This is a genomic window from Streptomyces nidicola (assembly GCF_050106155.1).
Taxonomy (GTDB): domain Bacteria; phylum Actinomycetota; class Actinomycetes; order Streptomycetales; family Streptomycetaceae; genus Streptomyces.
In genome coordinates this window covers 8,674,027-8,695,773 of the sequence record NZ_JBNBPI010000001.1, presented here as the reverse complement: position 1 = coordinate 8,695,773, position 21,747 = coordinate 8,674,027, and the positions used below count along the sequence as shown (strand labels likewise).

17 protein-coding genes are annotated in these 21,747 nt (G+C 70.5%); 5 read left to right on the top strand and 12 right to left on the bottom strand.

Annotation, left to right across the window (positions count from 1 at the left end):
- Positions 1–18: 18 nt before the first annotated feature.
- Positions 19–1,026 carry a 1-aminocyclopropane-1-carboxylate deaminase gene (locus ACOKM3_RS39265; protein ID WP_426906064.1) on the top strand — a complete coding sequence of 336 codons (1,008 nt, stop codon included), beginning with the start codon at positions 19–21 and terminating at the stop codon, positions 1,024–1,026.
- Here the strand turns inward: ACOKM3_RS39265 and ACOKM3_RS39260 are convergent.
- Positions 1,005–1,898, bottom strand: a complete 894-nt coding sequence (locus ACOKM3_RS39260; protein ID WP_426907007.1) for an NAD(P)H-binding protein — start codon at positions 1,896–1,898, stop codon at positions 1,005–1,007. The genes ACOKM3_RS39265 and ACOKM3_RS39260 overlap by 22 nt on opposite strands.
- Positions 1,899–1,948: 50 nt before the next feature.
- A complete protein-coding gene (locus ACOKM3_RS39255; protein WP_426906063.1) occupies positions 1,949–3,874 on the bottom strand; it encodes an alkyl/aryl-sulfatase in 1,926 nt (641 codons plus the stop codon).
- Between the two features lie 197 nt (positions 3,875–4,071).
- Here ACOKM3_RS39255 and ACOKM3_RS39250 point away from each other — a divergent pair, with 197 nt between their 5' ends.
- Positions 4,072–4,620 (top strand): DapH/DapD/GlmU-related protein, encoded by a 549-nt coding sequence (locus ACOKM3_RS39250; RefSeq protein ID WP_426906062.1) that lies wholly within the window; start codon positions 4,072–4,074, stop codon positions 4,618–4,620.
- Between the two features lie 22 nt (positions 4,621–4,642).
- Here ACOKM3_RS39250 and ACOKM3_RS39245 read toward each other — a convergent pair whose 3' ends face one another.
- Both ACOKM3_RS39245 and ACOKM3_RS39240 read right to left on the bottom strand, forming a co-directional pair.
- Complete coding sequence (locus ACOKM3_RS39245) at positions 4,643–5,596, bottom strand: IS481 family transposase (RefSeq protein ID WP_426906061.1); 954 nt, start codon at positions 5,594–5,596, stop codon at positions 4,643–4,645.
- 107 nt (positions 5,597–5,703) lie between these two features.
- Positions 5,704–6,129: a nitroreductase/quinone reductase family protein gene (locus tag ACOKM3_RS39240; RefSeq protein ID WP_426906060.1), complete on the bottom strand. Its 426-nt coding sequence runs from the start codon at positions 6,127–6,129 to the stop codon at positions 5,704–5,706.
- A 115-nt stretch (positions 6,130–6,244) separates the two neighbouring features.
- On the opposite strand from ACOKM3_RS39240, the gene ACOKM3_RS39235 reads away from it, so the two are divergent.
- A complete protein-coding gene (locus tag ACOKM3_RS39235) occupies positions 6,245–6,682 on the top strand; it encodes a MarR family winged helix-turn-helix transcriptional regulator (RefSeq protein WP_426906059.1) in 438 nt (145 codons plus the stop codon).
- Positions 6,683–6,707: 25 nt separating this feature from the next.
- Here ACOKM3_RS39235 and lysA read toward each other — a convergent pair whose 3' ends face one another.
- The 5 genes from lysA to ACOKM3_RS39210 all read right to left on the bottom strand — a co-directional run bounded on the left by lysA (position 6,708) and on the right by ACOKM3_RS39210 (position 14,777).
- A complete protein-coding gene (gene lysA / locus ACOKM3_RS39230; RefSeq protein ID WP_426906058.1) occupies positions 6,708–8,045 on the bottom strand; it encodes a diaminopimelate decarboxylase in 1,338 nt (445 codons plus the stop codon).
- A gap of 17 nt (positions 8,046–8,062) precedes the next feature.
- On the bottom strand, positions 8,063–8,449 hold the full coding sequence (locus ACOKM3_RS39225) for an SAV_915 family protein (protein ID WP_426906057.1): 387 nt from the start codon (positions 8,447–8,449) through the stop codon (positions 8,063–8,065).
- Between the two features lie 291 nt (positions 8,450–8,740).
- Entirely contained in the window at positions 8,741–10,714 is a 1,974-nt protein-coding gene (locus ACOKM3_RS39220) for an enoyl-CoA hydratase (protein WP_426906056.1), read from the bottom strand.
- The gene (locus ACOKM3_RS39215; RefSeq protein WP_426906055.1) at positions 10,711–13,614 is read right to left on the bottom strand and encodes an FAD-binding and (Fe-S)-binding domain-containing protein; all 2,904 of its coding nucleotides are present in this window, start codon (positions 13,612–13,614) and stop codon (positions 10,711–10,713) included. Before ACOKM3_RS39215 ends, ACOKM3_RS39220 begins: the two co-directional genes overlap by 4 nt.
- Positions 13,611–14,777 carry a pyridoxal-phosphate-dependent aminotransferase family protein gene (locus tag ACOKM3_RS39210; protein WP_426906054.1) on the bottom strand — a complete coding sequence of 389 codons (1,167 nt, stop codon included), beginning with the start codon at positions 14,775–14,777 and terminating at the stop codon, positions 13,611–13,613. Before ACOKM3_RS39210 ends, ACOKM3_RS39215 begins: the two co-directional genes overlap by 4 nt.
- 206 nt (positions 14,778–14,983) lie before the next feature.
- Here ACOKM3_RS39210 and ACOKM3_RS39205 point away from each other — a divergent pair, with 206 nt between their 5' ends.
- Both ACOKM3_RS39205 and ACOKM3_RS39200 read left to right on the top strand, forming a co-directional pair.
- Positions 14,984–15,724: an IclR family transcriptional regulator gene (locus tag ACOKM3_RS39205; RefSeq protein WP_426906053.1), complete on the top strand. Its 741-nt coding sequence runs from the start codon at positions 14,984–14,986 to the stop codon at positions 15,722–15,724.
- 125 nt (positions 15,725–15,849) lie between these two features.
- Positions 15,850–17,247: an SLC13 family permease gene (locus ACOKM3_RS39200; protein WP_426906052.1), complete on the top strand. Its 1,398-nt coding sequence runs from the start codon at positions 15,850–15,852 to the stop codon at positions 17,245–17,247.
- A gap of 21 nt (positions 17,248–17,268) precedes the next feature.
- Here the strand turns inward: ACOKM3_RS39200 and ACOKM3_RS39195 are convergent, their stop codons facing one another.
- Genes ACOKM3_RS39195 through kdpA form a run of 3 tightly spaced genes read right to left on the bottom strand, consistent with a single transcriptional unit; the run spans position 17,269 to position 21,740 of the window.
- Positions 17,269–17,913, bottom strand: a complete 645-nt coding sequence (locus ACOKM3_RS39195; RefSeq protein WP_426906051.1) for a potassium-transporting ATPase subunit C — start codon at positions 17,911–17,913, stop codon at positions 17,269–17,271.
- Positions 17,914–17,937: 24 nt separating this feature from the next.
- A complete protein-coding gene (gene kdpB, locus ACOKM3_RS39190; protein ID WP_426906050.1) occupies positions 17,938–20,079 on the bottom strand; it encodes a potassium-transporting ATPase subunit KdpB in 2,142 nt (713 codons plus the stop codon).
- On the bottom strand, positions 20,076–21,740 hold the full coding sequence (kdpA, locus tag ACOKM3_RS39185; RefSeq protein WP_426906049.1) for a potassium-transporting ATPase subunit KdpA: 1,665 nt from the start codon (positions 21,738–21,740) through the stop codon (positions 20,076–20,078). Before kdpA ends, kdpB begins: the two co-directional genes overlap by 4 nt.
- Between the last annotated feature and the right edge of the window lie 7 nt (positions 21,741–21,747).

Genomic DNA, 21,747 nt, shown 5'->3' with positions numbered 1-21,747 from the left:
CCCACGCAAGGAGTCCCCATGCCCCTGAACGACTTCGAGCGCCACCCCCTCCTGTTCGGCCCCAGCCCCGTGCACCCCCTGGACCGGCTCAGCAGGCACCTCGGCGGCCCGCGCATCTGGGCCAAGAGGGAGGACTGCAACGCCGGGCTCGCCTTCGGCGGCAACAAGACCCGCAAGCTGGAGTACCTGATCCCCGACGCGCTCGCCCAAGGCGCGGACACGCTCGTCAGCATCGGCGGCGTGCAGTCCAACCACACCCGGCAAGTGGCCGCGGTCGCCGCCACGTTGGGCCTGAAGGCCGTACTGGTGCAGGAGAGCTGGGTGGACTGGCCGGACGCGGTCAACGACAAGGTCGGCAACATCCTACTGTCCCGGATCATGGGCGCCGACGTACGCCTGGTCGAGGCCGGGTTCGGCATCGGCTTCAAGGACAGCTGGCAGCAGGCCCTGGAGGACGTGCGGACCGCGGGCGGCACCCCGTACGCGATTCCCGCCGGCGCCTCCGACCATCCGCTCGGCGGTCTCGGCTTCGCGAACTGGGCGTACGAAGTGGAGCAGCAGGAGCGGGAGTTGGGCGTCTTCTTCGACACGGTCGTGGTGTGCAGCGTCACCGGCAGCACGCACGCGGGCATGATCGCAGGATTCGCGGGCCAGGACCGGCCGCGCCGGGTGATCGGCATCGACGCCTCAGCGAAGATCGACGAGACCCGCGCCCAGGTGGCGAAGATCGCCCGCAGCACCGCCGAACTCATCGACCTCGGACGGGAGTTGCGTGAGGACGAGATCACCGTCCTGGAGGGCTGGGCCGGTGACCGCTACGGCATCCCGGTCGATTCCACCGTGGACGCGATCCGGCTGACCGGCGAACTGGAGGGCGTGCTCCTCGACCCGGTGTACGAGGGCAAGTCGATGGCCGGACTCATCGACCTCGTACACGGCGGGGACATCCCCAAAGACTCGAACGTGCTCTACGCCCACCTGGGCGGCCAGCCGGCCCTCAACGCCTACAGCGGCATCTTCCACTGATCGGCGACCCATTCGCGGAACGTCCGCGCGGGCACCCCGAGGACATCGGCCACCGTCGATGTCACGTACGCCGGATGCCCGTCGCTCGCACCCCACGCGTCGAGCAGCATGTCGACGACCGGCCGCGGCCAGACCCCTTCGGTCGCGCGCCGGAACCCGTCCGGCGTCAGCTCCTCGAACGGGACCGGGCGGCCGATGACGTCGCCGATCACGCGCACCTGCTCGGCGTGGCTGAGCGCCTCGGGGCCGGTGAGGACATAGTCGCGGCCGGTGTGTCCGTCCTCGTACAGGGTGCGGGCCGCCACGGCGGCGAGGTCGCGCTCGTCGATCGGGGCGGTCTCCACGGCGGCGTAGGGCCATCGGACGGGTTCACCCGCGGCGATCGCCGGCTCCCACCACAGGCGCACGTTCGAGGCGAACATGCCGGGTCGGAGGATCGTGGAATCGAGCCCCGAGTCCGCGATCAGGCGCTCGATCCCGGCGTGCAGTTCGGCCATCGGGTTGGGCTGCCGGAAGAACGGGTGCGGGGTCCGGTGCGGCGAGGAGAGGAAGACGATCCGTCGCGTGTGGGCCGCGATCCGCTCGATGACGGCTCCGACCGTGGCGGGCGGCGCCGTCCACAGGAGGAACACCGAGCGCACGCCGCGCAGCGCGGGTTCGAGCGAGGCGGGCTCGGCGAAGTCGCCCGCCACGACCTCGACCCCGTCCGGGAGGTCCGCGGCCGCGGGATCGCGCGTCAGCGCCCGCACGGGCACGCCCGCGGCCAGGAGTTCGTCGACCACCGCCCGGCCGATCCGGCCGGTGGCTCCTGTCACGAGGACGGGGTGCGCCCTGTCGTGCTCCACGTCGCTCTGCTGTGCCTTGTCGATCATCACGGCAGCCATTATAACGTAACCGAGTAACATTTTTTACTCGGTTGGTTTTACGGCGTGACGATCGCGAATTCCCCGTCCCCCGGGTCGAGCACCGAGGCGAGCCGGGCCAGCGCCGACACATCACCCTCCGCCAGGACACCCGCCTGCTGCAGACCCTCCGCCGTCAGGCCGGTGGCAGCAAGGCGCGCCAGCGCCGGGGCCGTGGTGGTGAGGCTGACGTCGGCCACGGTCCGCTGCGGGGCGGAGCTGTAGGTGAGCACCCCGTTGGCGAGGCGGACCCTGTAGCGCTCGTCGACGTCGGTGAGCACGATGTCGACGGCGAGCCTCTCGTTCCACGCCTTGGGGCCGTCGACCTGGATGGCGAGGGCGTCGAACAGCATGGTCGGTGAGAGGTTCGCGATGAGGTCCGGCGACGCGGAGACCGCGGGCGTGCCGAACCGGCCTTCGCGCAGTTCGGTGGCGCCGGAGAGGAAGAAGTTGCGCCAGATACCGTTCTCGGCGCCGTAGCCGAGCTGTTCGAGGGTGTCGGCGAGCAGAGTCCGGGCGGCGGCATGCTCGGGCTCCGCGAAGACGACGTGGCTGAGCACCTCGGCCGCCCAGCGGAAGTCCCCGGTGTCGAAGGAGCCGCGGGCCTTGGCCACGACCGCGTCGGCGCCGCCCATGAACTCGACGTAGCGCCTGCCGGCCTCGACCGGCGGGTGCTGCCACAGATGGGCCGGATTGCCGTCGAACCAGCCCATGTAGCGCTGGTAGACGGCCTTGACGTTGTGACTGACGGAGCCGTAGTAACCGTGGGTGTTCCAGGCATTCTCGAGAGCCGGGGGCAGTTCGAGGTGCTCGGCGATCTCGCTGCCGGTCCAGCCTTTGTTGATCAGACGCAGGCACTGGTCGTGGAGGTAGCCGTACAGATCCCGCTGGGCCTCCAGGAAGGCGATGGCACGCTCCCGCCCCCAGGTCGGCCAGTGGTGGGAGGCGAACACGACGTCCGTCGCGTCGCCGAACAGGTCGATCGTCTCGGTGAGCGCGTGCGACCAGACATGCGGGTCACGCACCACGGCGCCGCGCAGGGTCAGCAGGTTGTGCAGCGTGTGAGTGGCGTCCTCCGCGGTGCACAGGGCCCTGAAGTCGGGGAAGTGGACGAGGAGTTCGGCCGGGGCCTCGGTGTCGGGCGCCATCTGGAAGACCATGCGCACCCCGTCGACGGTCTCCTCCTGACCCGTCGTGGTGATGGTCGTCGTCGGCGGGATCAGGGTCACGGTGCCGGTCGAGTTGGTCTGGCCGAGCCCGGCGCCGACCTGCCCCTGCGGGCCGCGCGCGAGCGCCGCCCCGAACATGTAGGCGGCGCGGCGGGCCATCGCGGTACCCGCGTACACGTTCTCGGCCACGGCGTGTTCGGTGAAGCCCTCCGGCGCGATCACGGGCACCCGTCCGGCGTCGACGTCCTCCTGCGTGGTGACACCCCTGACGCCGCCGAAGTGGTCGACGTGCGAGTGGGTGTAGAGGACGCCGGCGACCGGGCGCTCGCCGCGGTGCTCCCGGTACAGGGCGAGGGCCGCCGCCGCGGTCTCGGTCGATATCAGCGGATCGATCACGATCACGCCGGTGGCGCCCTCGACGAACGTGACGTTCGACAGGTCGAGACCGCGCACCTGATAGATGCCCTCGACGACCTCGAAAAGGCCCTGCTGTGCAACGAGTTGGGACTGCCGCCACAGGCTGGGGTTCACCGTGTCGGGCGCCTCGCCCCCGAGGAAGGCGTACGTGTCGTTGTCCCAGACGACGGTGCCGTCCGCGGCCTCGACGGCGCTGGGCGTCCGCCGGGCGATGAGCCCCCGCGCGGCGTCCTCGAAGTCCTGGGTGTCCTCGAACGGGAGGCGCGAGCGCAGGTCCGCCTGGTTCCGGGCGATGATCGGCTGCGCGGGACGGGACGGGACCTTGGGTACCTTGGGTGACTCTTTGGGCGTTGAAGTCATATCGCCAGATTCGCACTTTTGCGACCCGACCGTCAGGCCTGTATCGCACCCGCATCGGTACGTCGACCACCACCCGACGCCCCCTCACCGGGCGTACAACCTGCCGTTGTCCCTGCCTGCCGAGAACGTTGTTTGATGCGGGTGTCCACCGCTCGCTTTGATGACTGCACCCAAGCCGTCCGCAGTGAGGAACCGTCATGCCCGAGCAGGATCGCCTCTACGTCCAGACACCCGAGTTCGCGCGCGTGGCCGAGCGCATCGAGTACGTCACCGCGCTGACCTCGCGGCTGAATGTCCTGCCCTTCGACGACAAGACCACACGCACGGCACTGCTCTCCGAGATCGTCGGCAGGCCGATGCCCGAGTCCGTCACCGTCTATCCGCCGTTCTACACGGACTTCGGGCTGCGCATCGAGTTCGGCGAGCACGTCTTCGTGAACCAGAGCTGTACGTTCTTCGACCAGGGCGGGATCCGCCTGGGCGACGGCGTGCTGATCGGGCCGAAGACCAACCTGATCTCCGCCAACCACCCGATCCGCGCGTCCGATCGCCCCGAGTACTACACGCGGGCGCCCATCACGATCGGGGACAACGCATGGCTCGGCGCGGCGGTGACGGTGCTGCCCGGCGTCACGATCGGCCATGGTGCCGTGGTCGGCGCCGGCGCCGTCGTCACCAAGGACGTACCACCGAACACACTGGTGACCGGGCCGGCGGGGGCCGAGCGCAAGCGCTGGGAGGACTGAGCCCGGGGGTACGGCACAGGCCCTAGGTGTGCTGTTCTGACACGTTGGTGACGCGGCTGGCTGGTGTGTGGCCGTCGATTCCGGTGTGGGGTCGGTGGTAGTTGTACCAGTCGAGCCAGTCGTCAAACGCTGCCCGGCGTTCGGCGTCCGAGGTGTAGGGCCGCTGGTAGGCCCATTCCTCGAGCAGGGTGCGGTGGAAGCGTTCGACCTTGCCGTTGGTCTGCGGCCGCCAGGGCCTGGTCCAGCGGGGGCTGATGCCCAGCCGGCGGCAGGTCTGTTCCCAGGTGTTCTTGGTGTAGGCCCAGGCGTTGTCGGTCAGCACCCGCTCGACCGGGATGCCGCGGGTGGCGAACCAGGCGGTGGCCCGCTCGAGGAAGCCGGCGCAGGTGGCGGCCTTCTCGTCGGGCAGGTCCTCGGTGTAGGCGAGGCGGGAGTGGTCGTCCAACGCCGTGTGCAGGTAGGCCACTCCGGCCGCTTGCCGGTTCTTGCGGCCCGCGGCCCGGCCCAGCGTCCGGTGTCCGCCGCCGTCGGGGATGCGGCCCAGCTTCTTGACGTCGACGTGGACGAGTTCGCCGGGCCGGGCGCGTTCGTAGCGGCGCACGGGCCGTCCGGTGGCCCGGTCCGTGCAGGACAGCGGCGGCAGCCGGTGGGCCTGCAGGATGCGGTGGACGGTCGAGGCGGCGATCCCCGTGCGCACCGCGATCCGCTGCGGCCCGATCCGGTGTTCCTGGCGCAGCCGGACCACCTCGTCCTCGACGGGGGCCGGGGTCTTGTGGCGTTGGTGGAGCGGGCGGCTGGAGCGGTCGTACATGCCGGCCCAGCCCGACTTTCGGTAGCGGCCTGCCCAGCGTTGGGCGGTGGTGTGGCTGACCTGGAAACGCTCGGCGGCGCGGCGCAGCGGCCAACCGTCCTCGACGATGCACACGGCCAGACGCAGCCTGCCCGTTGGGGTCAGCGGCGCGTTACGGTGGCACATGAGGGCCTCCTGGACTCGGCGGTAGATGTCGCAATCCCCACCGAAACCAGACGGCCCTCACCCATGCAAGACCGCGCCGGCGTCACCAACGTGCCGAGACAGCACACCTAGGCGCGCCCGCTCCCCGTGACCGTGATGCGGAAAGCGGGGTGATCGGCCGGATCCGGCAGCGCTTCGAAGGTCTTGGCGACGTTCGGGAGCTTGCCGAACTCCTTCAGATAGGCGGCCATGAGCTCCGGGAGCTCGGACGGGCCGACCTCGACCGCCGTGAACTGCTCGACGCGGCCGCGCCGGGTGAGGCGGCCCGACTTGCTGGCGCGCAGGTTGCGGGACCACTCGGTGTCGCCGTAGGCCGCCAGCAGGTACTCCGCGCCCCCGTGGTCGAGCACGGCCACGGGAGTCGAGCGCCAGGCGCCCGTGGTGCGGCCGGGGACCGAGAGCAGGCTGACCACCTTGGGCTTGACCAGGCGCGCCATGCGTCCGCCGATGACGCGCGCCGCCCAGGGCGGGCGCAGATAGTTCCTGGTGGACATGGTGGGACCTCTTCTCCTCCGTCGGGGACGCGGCGACGCCCCGCCCCTGCCCTCCAAGGGTAGACACCTAATGCTTAGACATCAAACGTTTCGACTTCGCTGTTAGGGTTCTGGCATGCCGCAGCCCACCTCCCCGCCCCTCGGTCTCGAGCTGAGCAGAGCCGCCCGCACCGTCAGCCGGGCCTTCGAAGACGCACTGGAGGAGGCCGGTGGCTCGCTGCCGGTCTGGCTGATCCTGCTGAACCTGAAGACCGGGCGTCCCGGGAATCAGCGCCGGCTGGCCGAAGCCGTCGGCGTCCGGGACGCGACGCTCACGCACCACCTCAACGCGATGGACAGGCGCGGCCTGATCACCCGGCGGCGCGACACCGCGAACCGGCGTATTCACGTGGTGGAGCTGACCGAGGCCGGCGAGGAGGCCTTCACGCGCCTACGGAAGGCCGCGACCGCCTTCGACCGCGGCCTCAACGCGGGCCTGTCTGACGCCGACCGCACCGAGTTGAGCCGCCTGCTGCAGCAGCTCACGCGGAACGTGGGGACCGAGGAGGAGTGAGCGGCAGCCGTGGTCGGGGCCGGGCCTACAGGCCCACGTCACGGCTGTGGATGTCCTCCAACGACTCGCGGCGTACGAGGAGTCGGGCGCGCCCGGCATGGACGGCGACCACCGGCGGCCTGCCAACTGCGTTGTAACCGGAGGCCATCGACAGGTGGTAGGCACCGGCCACCGGCAAGGCGATCAGGTCCCCCGCCCGTACGTCGTCGGGGAGCCGGGCATCGGCGGCGAGCACGTCACCGGCCTCACAGTGCCGGCCGACGACCGTGACCGGGGCGAGGTCCACGCTGCCCCTGCGGCCGACCAGACGCGGCGCGTAGCGCACCCCGTACAGCGCGGGTCGCGGGTTGTCGCTCATGCCGCCGTCGACGGCGACGAAGGTGCGGCCGCCGGTGTGCTTCACGGAGACGACGCGGTACAGGGCGACCCCGGCGGGCCCCGCCACGGCCCGGCCCGGTTCGATGACGAGGCGCGGCACGGTGAGCCCGGCCGCCGCGCACGCCTCGGTCAGCTCGGCGCGGACCTTGCGGGCGAGGCGGGTGAGGTCCATGGCCGGTTCGCCGGGGCGGTAGGCGATGCCGTGCCCGCCGCCGAGGTCCAACTCGGGCAGCGCGAGCCCGTGTTGCTCCTTCAGGCGGGCCATCAGGCCCACCATGCGGCGCACCGCCGCCAGATACGGTTTGACGTCGGTGATCTGGGAGCCCAAGTGGCAGTGCAGGCCGGTGAGTTCGAGCTGGGGCTGGTCGAGGATGCGGGCGATGGCGCGCTGGGCGTAGCCGTCGCTGATGGACAGGCCGAACTTCTGGTCCTCGGTGCCGGTACGGATCTTGTCGTGGCCGCCCGCGCTGATGCCGGGGACCACGCGGACCATCACCTTCTGGTGGCCGTCGGGGCCGACCGCCGCGGCGATCCGGGCGATCTCGGAGGGGCTGTCGATGACGATGCGGCCCACGCCGTACCAGAGGGCCCGCTTCAGGTCGTGCGGCGTCTTGGCGTTGCCGTGCAGGACGATCCGGTCGGCGGGGAAGCCCGCGGCGACCGCGAGTTCCAACTCACCGGCGGAGCACACGTCGAGGCCGAGGCCCTCGTCCCTCACCCAGTGCGCCATGGCCCGGCACAGGAACGCCTTGGCCGCGTAGTGGACCTCGGCCTCCGGGAAGGCGTCGCGGTAGGCGCGGCAGCGGCGGCGGACCTCGCCCTCGTCGAGGACGTACACGGGGGTGCCGTAGCGGCCCGCGACCTCCGCGAGCGACACACCGCCGACGGTCGCGCCGCCGGGGTGCGGCTCCGTGGTGGAGCTCGGCCACACCGCCAGCTCCTCGGGAGTCGCGGTGGTGGTGACAGGTTCGTGAATGGTGGTCATGGTGTCGTCGCCCTTCCTCAGCCGATCCAGTACGACAGCGCCATGACGAGCGCGGCGATCCCGGCTCCCCGGAGCGTGCCGCTCGTGTGCGAGTTCCGCGTGCGGTGCCGCGGAAGAGGGAACGGAGCGGAGAGTTGCGGGTCCACCGTGACGGTGGCGGCGCCGAGCGGCGCGGTCATGTCGCGCAGGGCGGACTCGGCCAGCCGGATCCACGGCTGGCCGGCGCCGAGGGTGGCGGCCAGCGCGCGCTCGGAGGTGAAGCCGACGGCCGTACGGTCACCGAGCGGGGTGCGGAACAGCCGGGCGGCGCAGCCGAGCGGGCCCGGCCGGACGGGAACGTAGAGGGGCCCGGCCGGGGTCCGTTCGGAGGGTTCCGGGTCTTCGTCGTTCACGGGTTGTGCCATGGGATGCCTCCTGGCGAGTCCGGGGGTGGTGGCTCACCGAGGACGCTATGCCCGTCCTCCCGCACCCCGGCGGCGTCCTGACGGGACGCTGACGGTGCCCGCGGCGATGCTGACGCGCCGCTGACGGGCATCGCTCCGAGGCGTCGCGGATTACGAGGGCGAGGTGCCGGACGCCGACGGTGGCCCGCAGCCGTCAGAAGTGCGCCAGGAAACGGCTGGTGGGAGTTAACGGCATCCCGGGCAGCCGCACCGCACGGTCAGGGGCCGTCGACCGGGAGGACGAACTCCTGGTTACCGCCCCTCCCACTCCGGCTTTCGCTTCTCCAGGAAGGCCGTCACGCCCTCTGCGAAGTCGCGGCTGCCGTAGACGCGGGCGTACAGGTCCTCGGCGTGGCCGGGGGTGGAGGCGGCCAGGACGCGGCGGTCCGCCTCCTTCAGGGCCGCCAGGGTGAGCGGGGCGCAGCGGGCGATGTCCGCCGTGAGCTCCGCGAGGCGTGTGTCCAGGTCGGCCGGGTCGACGATGTCGGCCACGAATCCGGATTCGTGGGCCTCCTCCGCCGTGATCAGACGGGCGGCGAGGAGGGACCGCAGGGTGCGGGCGCGGCCGAGTCCCGCGTAGAGGCGGGAGATCATGGCGGGGGCCAGGCAGTTGCCGAGTGTGCGGCCGATGGGGGCGCCGAAGACGGCGTCGGGGGTGCACAGCACCACGTCGCAGCAGCTCGCGAGCGCGCTGCCCGCACCGACGGCCGGGCCCTCGACCGCGGCGACGACGGGCATCCGCATCGCCGCGAGCCGGTCGACGGCGAGGCCGACGCGACGTTCGTACGCCACGCCGTCCTCCCCGCTCGTGAAGTCACGGAACTCGCGGATGTCGGTGCCGGCCGCGAACGCCCGCCCGCCCGTTCCGCGGAGGACCGTCAGCCGGATGTCGGGGTCGGCGTCGATCTCCCGGCAGGCGCGCTCCAGTTGGTCGTACATGCGCAGGGTCAGGGCGTTGCGCCGCTCCGGGTTGACCAGGGTGAGGTGGGCGGCGTACGTGTCGGTTCCGGGTACCGCGTGGCGGGTCCAGGCGACGGAGCCGCCTTCCGCCTCGTCGTCGGGCGTCAACTCCGGCCCCTTCCTGAGGAGTTCATCGTTGTGCTCGCCGAGCACCGGCGGGTGGCGGCGCAGCCGTGCCGGGGTGCGGGCGAGTTTCACCGGGAAGCCGACGACGCGGCTGCGGCCGTCGACCGGGTGGTCGTACTCCTCGACCATGCCGCGGGCCCGCGCGTGCGGGTCGTGCTCGAGGATCTGCCCGTAGTCGAGGATCGGCCCCGCGGGGACACCGGCGTCGAGGAGTTGGGCGACGCACTCCTCGGTGCTCGTCGCCGCGAGCCGGCCTTCGAGGAGGGCGATCAGTTCGGCGCGGTGGCCCATCCGGTCGGTGTTCGTCGCGAACCGCTCGTCGCCCGCGATGTGTTGCAGGTCGAGGGCCTCGCACAGCCGCAGCCACAGCCGCTGGTTGTTCGCGGCGATGGTGACATGGCCGTCCTTGGTGCGGACGACCTGGTAGGGCGCGGACATGCGGTGCGCGGAGCCGAGGCGCTGCGGGGGCGCGCCACCGGCGAAGTACTCGACCGACTCCCATACGGACATCGCCAACACGGCTTCGTACAGGGAGGTTTCGAGGTACTGCCCCTCCCCCGTGCGCAGCCGGTGGACGTGCGCGGCGGCGATGCTCAGCGCGCACAGCATGCCCGCGCCGAGGTCGCCCACCGGGAGCCCGCACTTGACCGGTGGTCCGTCCGGGTCGCCGGTGACGCTGACGGCGCCCGCCATGCCCTGGGCGATGAGGTCGTAGCCGGGCCGGTCGGCATACGGGCCGTACTGGCCGAAGCCGGAGATCGACGCGTAGATGATGTCGGGCCGTACCTCGCGGACGGCTTCGTAGCCGACGCCGAGGCGGTCGGTGACTCCGGGCCGGAAGTTCTCCACGACGACGTCCGCGTCGGCGACGAGCCGGAAGAACTCCGCGCGGTCGGCGTCGGTGCGCAGATTGAGCGTGACACTGCGCTTGTTGCGGTTGAGGGCGTGGAAGGCGGGGGTGTCGCTGCCGGGCCGCGGTGTGCCCATGGAGGTGCGGGTCTGGTCGCCGCCCTCCGGTGACTCGACCTTGATGACGTCCGCGCCGAGGTCGGCGAGCAGCATCGTGCAGTACGGGCCCGCCATGACCTGGGTGAGGTCGAGGACGCGGACACCGTCGAGCGCCCCTGCGGTGACGGTCATCGCAACGCCTCCCGTATCAGCTGGAGCGGGTGCACCGCCGTGCGCTCCGTGCCGTGGTGGATCTGCTGGCGGCAGGAGACACCGGTGGCGGCGACCACGGTGTCGTCCGGTTCGGCCCGGACCGCGGGGAAGAGCCGGTCCTCACCGACCGCCATGGACGTGTCGTAGTGCTCGGCCTCGAAGCCGAAGGAGCCCGCCATCCCGCAGCATCCGGCGTCGAGCTCGACGACTTCGGCGCCCGGGATGCGCTGGAGGAGCGCGACGGTCGCCGCGGTGCCGACCTCCGCCTTCTGGTGGCAGTGGCCGTGGAAGAGAATGCGGCGGCCCGCGGGCCCGGTGTCGTCGCGCAGTGCGAGCCTGCCGTCGTCGATGGCCTCGGTCAGCAGCTCTTCCAGCTGCTTCACCCGGCCGGACACGTCGGCGACCGCCGGGTCACCGGGCAGCAGGGCGTGGTGTTCGTCGCGCAGAGTGAGCAGGCAGGAGGGTTCGCAGCCGACGATGGGGCCGTCCCCCGCGTCCGCGAGGCGGTGCACGAGATCACCTGCCTGTGCCTTCGCCTGGTCGAGCAGGCCCTTGGAGAAGGCGGCGCGGCCGCAGCAGCCGCCGCTCTCCAACTGCACGTGCCAGCCCGCCCGTTCGAGGAGTTCGACGGCGGCGCGGCCGACGTCCGGGTCGGTGTATGTGGTGAAGGAGTCGGCGAGGAGGGTGACGGTGCCCTGGCTTCCGGCCACGCTGCCCGGCCTGCGCCGGAACCACGTCACGAGGTTGCGGCGGGCGAACACGGGCAAGGGCCGCGCGCGGGCGATGCCGAGTCCGCGTTCCAACAGCCGCCTCGGCAAAGGCAGGTTGGAGATGGGCGCGGTCGCCGACCCCAACTGGTTGAGGCGGCGGATGGCACCGAAGACCCGGGACCGGAACGGCGTGCCGTGCCGCTCGTGATGGTGGGCCAGCGTCTCGGCCTTCAGCGTGGCCATGTCGACGCCGAGCGGGCACTCGCTCTTGCACGCCTTGCACATCAGGCACAGGTCGAGGACGTCGTGCAGCCCCTCGTCGCCGAGCGCCGCCTTCGGGTCGGGCTCGGAGAGCGCCTTGACCAGCGCGTTCGCGCGGCCGCGCGTGGAGTCGTGTTCGTGCTTGGTGACCATGTACGAGGGACACATCACGCCCGCGTCGCTCTTGCGGCACAGGCCGATGTTCATGCACCGGTCGGCGGCGCCGCGCATGTCGCCGCCTCCGACGACCTCGAAGTCGAGGTGGGTACGCAGGGGCGGTGCGGGCGGCAGCGCCGCGTCCCGGAGGTGCTCGGTCATCGCCGGGGCGTCGACGATCTTGCCCGGGTTCAGCCGGTTCTCGGGGTCGAAGAGGCCCTTGACCTCGCGCATCGCCTCGTACAGGTCGTCGCCGTAGAGCTCGCGGTTGAACTCGCTGCGGGCCAGGCCGTCGCCGTGCTCACTGGAGTTGACGCCGCCGTACTCCCGTACCAGCTCCTTGATCTCCTCGGCGACCGCGCGCATCGTCCGCACCTGGGCGGGGTCTGCGACGTCGACGAAGGGCCTGATGTGCAGACAGCCGACCGAACAGTGGCCGTAGAAACCGGCGTCGAGGCCGTGCCGGTCCAGGACCTGCTTGAAGCGGCGGGTGTACGCGGCGAGGTGCTGGGGGTCGACCGCGGTGTCCTCGATGAAGGCCAGCGGGCGCCGGGTGCCCTCGCTCGCGGCCATCAGCAGCCCGAGGCTGGACTTGCGGACCTTGAGCAGCCCGGACTGCTGGGCGGGGGTGACGGCCTGGAGTGTGTGGTAGCCGTGGCCGTGCCGCTTCCACAGTGCGGTCAACTCCTGGAGTCGGCCGCTGAGTTCGGCCTCGTCGTCGCCGGTGAAGCTGACGAAGAGGAGGGCCTCGGGGTCGCCTTCGAGGATGTTTCCGAGCGAGGCGTACTCGATCTTCTGCCGGGAGAGGTCGAGGATCGTCCGGTCCATCATCTCGACGGCGGACGGATCGCAGGCGAGCGCGTCCTCGGTGGCCTCGATGGCTCCGGCGACGGAGGTGAAGTGCCCGACGGCGATGACCGTACGGGCGGGTTTGGGCACGAGATCGACCAGGGCGCGGGTGGCGACGACGAGGGTGCCTTCCGAACCGACGACGAACTTCGCGAGGTCGAAGGGGTCATCACCGGAGCGGTCGGCGAGCCGGTCGAGGCGGTAGCCGCCGGAGCGTCGCCAGTACGCCGGGAAGCCGGTGGCGATCGCCCCGGCGCGCGCCTCCACGATCTTGGGGAGCTCGCGGTAGAGCCGCCCCTCCAGGGTGTCGTGGCCGGCCCGTCGGGCGCGCTCCTCCTCGTCGACGGGGGCGAGGCGGGCCGTACTCCCGTCGGAGAGCACGACGTCCAGCTCCCGTACGTGGTCGATGGTCATGCCGTAGCGGATCGAGCCGCTGCCCGCGGAGTTGTTGCCCGCCATGCCGCCGATGGTGGCGCGGTTGCTGGTCGAGGTGTCCGGGCCGAACATCAGGCCGTGCGGTGCGGCGGCCCGGTTCAACTGGTCCTGGACGACGCCGGGTTCGACGAGTGCGGCGCGCGCGTCGGCGTCGAGTTCGACGATGCGGTGCATGTACCGGGAGAGGTCGAGGACGAGGCCGGGGCCGACGGTCTGTCCTGCCAGGCTGGTCCCCGCGCCCCGGGGCACCAGCGGCACACCGTGCTCGGCGGCCGCCGCGACCGCGGCCCGCACGTCGTCGGCGTGGCGCGGGAAGACGACGCCCTGCGGCTCGATCGCGTACATGCTGGCGTCGCGGGAGAACAGGTGACGGGTGTAGTCGTCGAAGGCGACCTCGCCTTCGAGATCGCGGCGCAGCACGGCTTCGAGGTCACGGGCGGCCGTGCGGACTTCACTCGGGGCCGTCATCGCAGCACCTCCAACGCCGCTTCGAGGCCGCCCCGTTGAACCGGCACCCCCGCGAGTTCGAGGCCCATCTGCACTCCGGCGAGCGTGCCCGCGAGGGTCAGGTCGTTGAAGTTGCCCAGGTGGCCGATGCGGAAGACACGGCCGGCGAGTTTTCCGAGGCCGGAGCCGAGTGACATGTCGAAGCGCTCCAGGATGACCTTGCGGAGCTTGTCGGCGTCGTGCCCTTCGGGCATCAGGACGGCGGTGAGCGAACCCGAGTGCTCGCGCTCGTCGGCGCACAGCACCTCAAGCCCCCAGCCCCGCACCGCGGCACGGGTGGCGGCGGCGTGCCTGGCATGCCGGGCGAAGACGTTCTCCAGGCCCTCCTCCTCCAGCATGCGCAGCGCCTCGTCCAGGCCGTAGAGCAGGTTGGTGGCCGGTGTGTACGGGAAGGCGCCCTTGGCGTTGGCGTCGATGATCGGCTGCCAGCGCCAGAAGGATGCGGGGAGCCCGGCGGTCCGGGAGGCGGCCAGGGCCTTGTCGCTCACGGCGTTGAAGCTGAGGCCCGGCGGCAGCATCAGCCCCTTCTGCGAACCGGCGACGGTGACATCGACGCCCCACTCGTCGTGCCGGTAGTCGATGGAGCCGAGCGAGGAGATGGTGTCGACGAACAGCAGCGCGGGGTGCCCCACGGAGTCGATCGCCGCGCGCAGTTCGGGGATGCGGCTGGTGACACCGGTCGATGTCTCGTTGTGGACGACGCAGACCGCCTTGATCCGGTGGTCGGTGTCGGCGGCGAGCCGCTCGGCGAGCGCCTCCGGGTCCGCGCCGTGCCGCCAGTCGCCCGGCAGGGCGTCGGTATCGGCGTCCAGGCCGAGGCCGCGGGCCATCTCGCGCCAGAGGACGGCGAAGTGCCCGGTCTCGAAGGAGAGCACCCGGTCGCCGGGGCTGAGCGTGTTGACCAGCGCGGCCTCCCAGGCGCCGGTGCCGGAGGCGGGGTAGACGACGACGGGCCCCGCAGTGCCGAACACCGGCTTCAGCGCCACGAGCAGACGCTTCGTCAGCTCGGCGAACTCCGGGCCTCGGTGGTCGATGGTGGGCGCCGCCATGGCGCGCAGGACCCGGTCGGGGACGTTGGTGGGGCCGGGGATCTGCAGGAAGTGGCGGCCGGTGCGGAGCGTCATGCGGTCGACTCCTCAAGGTGTTGTGCCGTGAGATGGCACGTCGTACCGTGAAGCGGCACGTGGAGCGTAGGCTTCCCCTCGCCGACGCGTCAACGGCCGCGTACGGGTCGCCGGTTGGGATTCGCGGCTGCGGACCGACCATCGGTTGGGGTCAGCGGATGCTCGCCGGCCATTGCCCGGGATCAACGGATGCGTGAGGACTCGCGATGATGCAGAACGTGGCCAACACCCTGCGGGCGCTGGAGGAAGTGGCGGCCATGCAGCCCGTCGGCGTCGCCGACCTGGCCAGGGCCCTCGACCTGCCGAAGAGCTCCGTCCAGCGCTCGCTCGTCACGCTGCACACCACGGGCTGGATCCGCCCCGCCGGAGGAACCCCCACCCGTTGGGTGGTGACCACCAAGGCGCTGCACGTCGGGCGGCATGCCACGGACGAGCTGGGCCTGCGCGACGCGGCGCTTCCGGTGATGGAGGAGCTGCGCCAACGAACGGACGAGACGGTCCACTTGGCGGTGCGTGAGGGCGGCAGGGTGCTGCTGGTCGAGCGGCTCCAGACCAGCAAGGCCGTGCGCATCATCCTGCCGCTCGGTCAGGACCTCCCGATGCACGCCTCGGCCAACGGCAAGGCGGTGCTCGCCGCCGATCCCGACGACGCGGTCGAGCGGTACCTCGACGAGGGGCTGCCGCGCTACACGGGCACCACCGTCACCGACCGGGAGCAACTCCTCGCGGAGATACGGGAGATCAGGGCGCGGGGCTACGCGACGAACTCGGGCGAGTGGCGCGCGGATGTCTCGGCGGTGGCCTCGGCCGTGCTCGGCACGGGGGGCCTGCCGGTGGCCAGCGTGAGTGTCAATGTGCCGACGAGCCGGATGACCGAGGACGCGGCTGCCACCTTCGGTGGCCTGGTGCAGGAGGCCGCGCGGACCATCAGCGCCCGAATCTCCTGACACGCGAGGTGTCTTGACGTCCCATCAGACGCCTTCCATACTCTCGCCCCAACCCGAAACCCAGATTCCATATTCCGGAATGTCCTGAATGTGTGGTGACCACCGACCGAAGGCGAGGAAGCCTCGTGTCAGATCAAGTCATCTCCATCATCGGCCTTGTGCTCGTGTTCGTCATTGCAACCTTCTCCAAGGTGCACATGGGCGTCATCGCCATCGTCGCCGCGTTCGTCGTCGGCACGGCCGTCGCAGGTGAGTCGGCGGACGAGCTGTTCGCCGGGTTTCCCGGCGATCTGTTCGTGGTACTCGTCGGCGTCACACTCTTGTTCGCGATCGCCAAGAACAACGGCACCGTCGACTGGCTCGTCCAGGCCTCGACGCGTGCCGTACGCGGCCGGATCGCCCTCATCCCGTGGGTGATGTTCCTCATCACGGGGGCCCTGACGGCCTCCGGCGCGGTCGTGCCCGGCGCGGTGGGCATCATGGCGCCCATCGGCATGGGCTTCGCCGTGCGGCACAAGATCAGCCCGATCCTGATGGGCCTGCTCATCATCAACGGTGCCAGCGCCGGCGGCTTCTCGCCGATCAGCATCTTCGGCACCATCACCAACGGCGTGGTACAGCGGGAGGACCTGCCCGGCAGCGAGGGCATGCTCTTCCTGACCTCGTTCCTCTTCAATCTCGCGCTCAGCGTGGTCGTCTTCTTCCTGTTCGGCGGCCGCAAGCTGCTGGGGCGCCGGGCGGAGAGCGTGACCGGGAAACCGGCCACCGAGGGCGGCGGGGGCGGCGTCCCCGCGCAACCGGCAGCCGCCGACCGGACACCGACCCCGTCGACCCCCACACCCGACGGCGCCTCCGGTGCCACCGCTACCGCGACAGCTCCGGCACCGGCACCCGCAGCCGTGGGCGTCGAAGAGGAGGTCCACCGCCTCACCCCGGTCCGCGCGCTCACCGTGCTCGGGGTGATCAGCCTGGCCGTCGGCTCGCTCGCCTTCGACCTCGACGTGGGACTGATGGCCTTCGTGGTCTCGGCCGTCCTGTGCCTCGTCTCCCCCGCCTCCGCGAAGGGAGCCGTCGAGCGCTGCGCCTGGCCGACCGTCCTGCTGGTCTGCGGCATCGTGATGTACGTCAGCCTGATGGACGAGATGGGCACCATCAAGTGGGCCGGCGAGAGCGTCAGCGACCTCGGCACACCCCTGGTGTCGGCGCTGCTCATCTGCGTGATCGGCGGCGTGGTGTCCGCGTTCGCCTCCACGACGGGCATCCTCGGCGCCCTCATCCCGCTGGCCGTCCCGTTCCTCGCCGGGGGCGAGATCGGCGCGATCGGCATGATCAGCGCCCTGGCGATCTCGTCCTCCGTGGTGGACTCCTCACCGTTCTCCACCAGTGGAGCGCTGACCGTGGCCAGCGCTCCGGAGGAGATGCGGGACACCGTCTTCCGACGGCTGATGGCATGGGGCCTGAGCATGACCGTGATCGCCCCGCTCGCGACGTGGGTCATCCTCGTGATCCCCGGCCAGTTGTGACGGCGCGCCGACCGGGGCCGTTCAGCGGGTCAACTGCCGCAGTGCGACGTTGAGTTCGAGGACGTTGACCCGCGGCTCCCCCATGAATCCGAGGTCCCGGCCGTCCTTGTGCGCGTCGACGAGCTTCTGGACCCGCGCGACGGAGAGGTGGTTCCGCTCCGCGATCCGGTGCACCTGGAGGTCGGCGTACTCGGGGGAGATCGCCGGGTCGAGGCCCGAGCCGGAGGAGGTGACGGCGTCGGCCGGGATGTCCGAGGCCTTCACCTTGTACGTCGCCGTGGAGTTGTCCTCGACGACGGCGGCCTTGGCGGACTCGACCTGCTTCACCAGCTCCTTGTTGTCACCGGAGAGGTTGGTGGCGCCGGAGAGGATCAGCTTGTACTGGGTGTTGACCGTGTTCTCGCCGAGTCCGTTGGAGGGCCGCGGCTGGAACCACGCGAGGTCCGGCTTGCCGTCCTTGGTGAGGTACGTCTGCCCTATGAGGGAGGAGCCGACGACCTTGCCGTCGGAGGTGATCTCCGAGCCGTTGGCCTTGTCGTGGAAGGCCACCTGCGCGACGCCGGTGACCGCGAGCGGGTAGAGCACACCGCACACCACGGTCAGGACGATCAGGGCGCGCAGGCCCGCCCACAGCAACCGGGCCGTGTTTCCTACTGAGTTGTTCATGTCGATCGACACGCTTTCTGAAAGTCACAGCCCGGGGACGAGGGAGATGAGGAGGTCGATGAGCTTGATGCCGATGAAGGGCGCGACGAGCCCGCCCAGGCCGTAGATCCCGAGGTTGCGGCGGAGCAGCCTGTCCGCGCTCACCGGCCGGTACTGGACGCCCTTGAGGGCGAGCGGCACCAGCGCGATGATGATGATCGCGTTGAAGATGACCGCGGAGAGGATCGCGGAGTCCGGGCTGGACAGGCCCATGATGTTGAGCTTGTCGAGGCCGGGGTAGACCGCCGCGAACAGCGCCGGGATGATCGCGAAGTACTTCGCGACGTCGTTGGCGATCGAGAAGGTCGTCAACGCGCCCCGGGTGATGAGGAGTTGCTTGCCGATCTCGACGATCTCGATGAGCTTGGTCGGGTTCGAGTCGAGGTCGACCATGTTGCCGGCCTCCTTCGCGGCCGACGTACCGGTGTTCATCGCGACACCCACGTCCGCCTGCGCGAGGGCCGGCGCGTCGTTGGTGCCGTCACCGGTCATCGCGACGAGCTTGCCGCCCGCCTGCTCCCGCTTGATGAGGGCCATCTTGTCCTCGGGCGTGGCCTCCGCGAGGAAGTCGTCGACGCCCGCCTCCTCGGCGATCGCCTTGGCGGTCAGCGGGTTGTCACCCGTGATCATCACGGTCTTGATGCCCATGCGGCGCAGCTCGGTGAACCGCTCGCGCATGCCGTCCTTGACGACGTCCTTGAGGTGGATGACGCCGAGGACGCGCGCGCCCTCGGTGTCTTCGACCGCCACGAGGAGCGGTGTGCCGCCCGCCTCGGAGATCAGGTTGGCGACGGTGTCCGCGTCCTCGGCTATGCGGCCGCCCTGCTCCTTGACCCAGGCGATGACCGAACCGGCCGCCCCCTTGCGGATCCTGCGCCCGTCCACGTCGACACCCGACATGCGCGTCTGGGCGGTGAACTCGATCCACTCGGCGCCCGTCAGCTCGCCCTGGTGCCGCTCGCGCAGCCCGTACTTCTCCTTGGCGAGGACCACGACGGAGCGGCCCTCGGGCGTCTCGTCGGACAGCGACGAGAGCTGTGCGGCGTCGGCGAGCTCGGCCTCCGTGGTGCCGCGCACCGGCACGAACTCAGCGGCCTGGCGGTTGCCCAGGGTGATGGTTCCGGTCTTGTCGAGCAGCAAGGTCGACACATCACCCGCGGCCTCGACTGCCCTGCCGGACATGGCGAGTACGTTCCTCTGCACGAGCCGGTCCATGCCCGCGATGCCGATCGCGGAGAGCAGCGCGCCGATGGTGGTCGGGATCAGACACACCAACAGGGCCACGAGCACGACCATGCTGAGGTGTTTGCCCGCGTAGTTCGCGAACGGCGGCAGCGTGGCGACCGCGAGCAGGAAGACGATGGTCAGCGACGCGAGCAGGATGTTGAGCGCGATCTCGTTGGGCGTCTTCTGCCGGGCGGCGCCCTCGACCAGGTTGATCATGCGGTCGATGAACGTCTCGCCGGGCTTCGTCGTGATCTTGACGACGATGCGGTCGGAGAGCACCTTCGTACCGCCGGTGACCGCGCACCGGTCGCCGCCGGACTCGCGGATGACCGGGGCGGATTCGCCGGTGATCGCCGACTCGTCGACGGAGGCCACACCTTCGACGACGTCACCGTCGCCCGGGATGATGTCACCGGCCTCGCAGACGACGAGGTCACCGATCGTCAGCTGCGTGCCGGCAACCTGCTCCTCGCGCTCCCCCACCAGGCGCCGCGCCACGGTGTCGGTCTTCGCCTTGCGCAGCGTGTCGGCCTGCGCCTTGCCGCGGCCCTCGGCGACGGCCTCCGCCAGGTTCGCGAAGATCACCGTCAGCCACAGCCAGACGCTGATCGTCCAGCCGAACCAGTCGGACGGGTGCAGACAGGAGAACACCGTCGTCAGCACGGACCCGATCAGCACCACGAACATCACGGGCGACTTGACCATGACCCGCGGGTGCAGCTTGCGGCAGGCGTCGGGCAGCGACTTCAGCAGCTGCTTGGGGTCGAACAGGCCCCCGCCGACCTTGCCGCCGCCGGGCTTGTGCCCGGTGGGCACGTCCGGGTGGGGCGCCCTCGTGGGTGTGGCAGTGGACATCGTGTCCTCAAGATTCTCGGAACGTTCGGTACGTACGGTCGTCATGACGCGAGCCCTTCCGCGAGCGGGCCGAGGGCGAGCGCCGGGAAGTACGTGAGGCCGGTGATGATCAGGAGCGTGCCGACCAACAGGCCGGTGAACAAAGGCTTGTTGGTGCGCAGGGTGCCCGCCGTGGCCGGGATCGGCCGCTGCTCGGCCAGCGAACCGGCGAGCGCGAGCACGAACACCATCGGCAGGAAGCGGCCGAGCAGCATCGCGAGGCCGATCGTGGTGTTGAACCACTGGGTGTCGGCGGACAGGCCGGCGAAGGCGGAGCCGTTGTTGTTGGCGCCGGACGTGTACGCGTAAAGGATCTCGGAGAAGCCGTGCGCGCCGGGGTTGAGCATGGAGTTCGGCGGCGTCGGCAGGGCCATCGCGAGGGCGGTGAAGACGAGGACGAGGGCCGGCGTGATGAGGATGTAGCAGGCCGCGAACTTGATCTCACGGGTACCGATCTTCTTGCCGAGGTACTCGGGCGTGCGGCCCACCATCAGGCCGGCGATGAACACCGCGATGATCGCCATGATCAGCATGCCGTAGAGGCCGGAGCCGGTGCCGCCGGGCGCGACCTCGCCGAGCTGCATGCCGAGCAGGTTGAGTCCGCCGCCGAGGCCGGTGTTGGAGGAGTGGAAGGAGTTCACCGCGCCGGTCGAGGTGAGCGTCGTGGAGACCGAGAAGATCGCCGAGCCGCCGATGCCGAAGCGGGTCTCCTTGCCCTCCATCGCGCCGCCCGCCGCCTGGAAGGCCGGGCCGTGGTGGGCGAACTCGGTCCACATCATCAGGGCGATGAAGCCAACCCAGATGGTCGCCATCGTGGCGAGGATCGCGTAGCCCTGCTTGACCGAGCCGACCATGCGGCCGAAGGTGCGGGTCAGCGCGAACGGGATGACGAGGATCAGGAAGACCTCGAAGAGGTTCGAGAACGCGGTGGGGTTCTCGAAGGGGTGGGCCGAGTTGGCGTTGAAGTAGCCGCCGCCGTTGGTGCCCAGCTCCTTGATGACCTCCTGGGAGGCGACCGCGCCGCCGTTCCACTGCTGCGAGCCGCCCGTGAACTGCCCGACCGAGTGGATACCGGAGAAGTTCTGGATGGCGCCGCAGGCAACGAGTACGAGCGCGCCGACGACGGAGATCGGGACAAGGATCCGGACCACACCGCGGACCAGATCGGACCAGAAGTTGCCCAGCTCACCGGTGCGGGAGCGGCCGAAGCCGCGCACGAGCGCGACCGCCACGGCGATCCCCACGGCCGCCGAGACGAAGTTCTGCACCGCGAGGCCGCCGGTCTGCACGACGTGGCCCATGGCCTGTTCGCCGTAGTACGACTGCCAGTTGGTGTTGGCGACGAAGGACGCGGCCGTGTTGAAGGCCTGGTCCGGGTCGATCGACTTGAAGCCGAGCGAGCCGGGCAGGGAGCCCTGCACGCGTTGCAGCAGGTAGAGGAACAGGACGCTCACCGCGGAGAAGGCGAGGACGCCGCGCAGGTAGGCGGTCCAGCGCATCTCGGCGTCCGGGTTGGCGCCGATGCCCTTGTAGATCCACTTCTCCACGCGCAGGTGCTTGCCGGAGGAGTAGACCCGGGCCATGTGGTCGCCGAGGGGGCGGTACGCCAGCGCCAGCGCCGCTATGAGCGCGAGCAGCTGGAGCACTCCGGCGAGTTCGGGGCTCATATCTGTA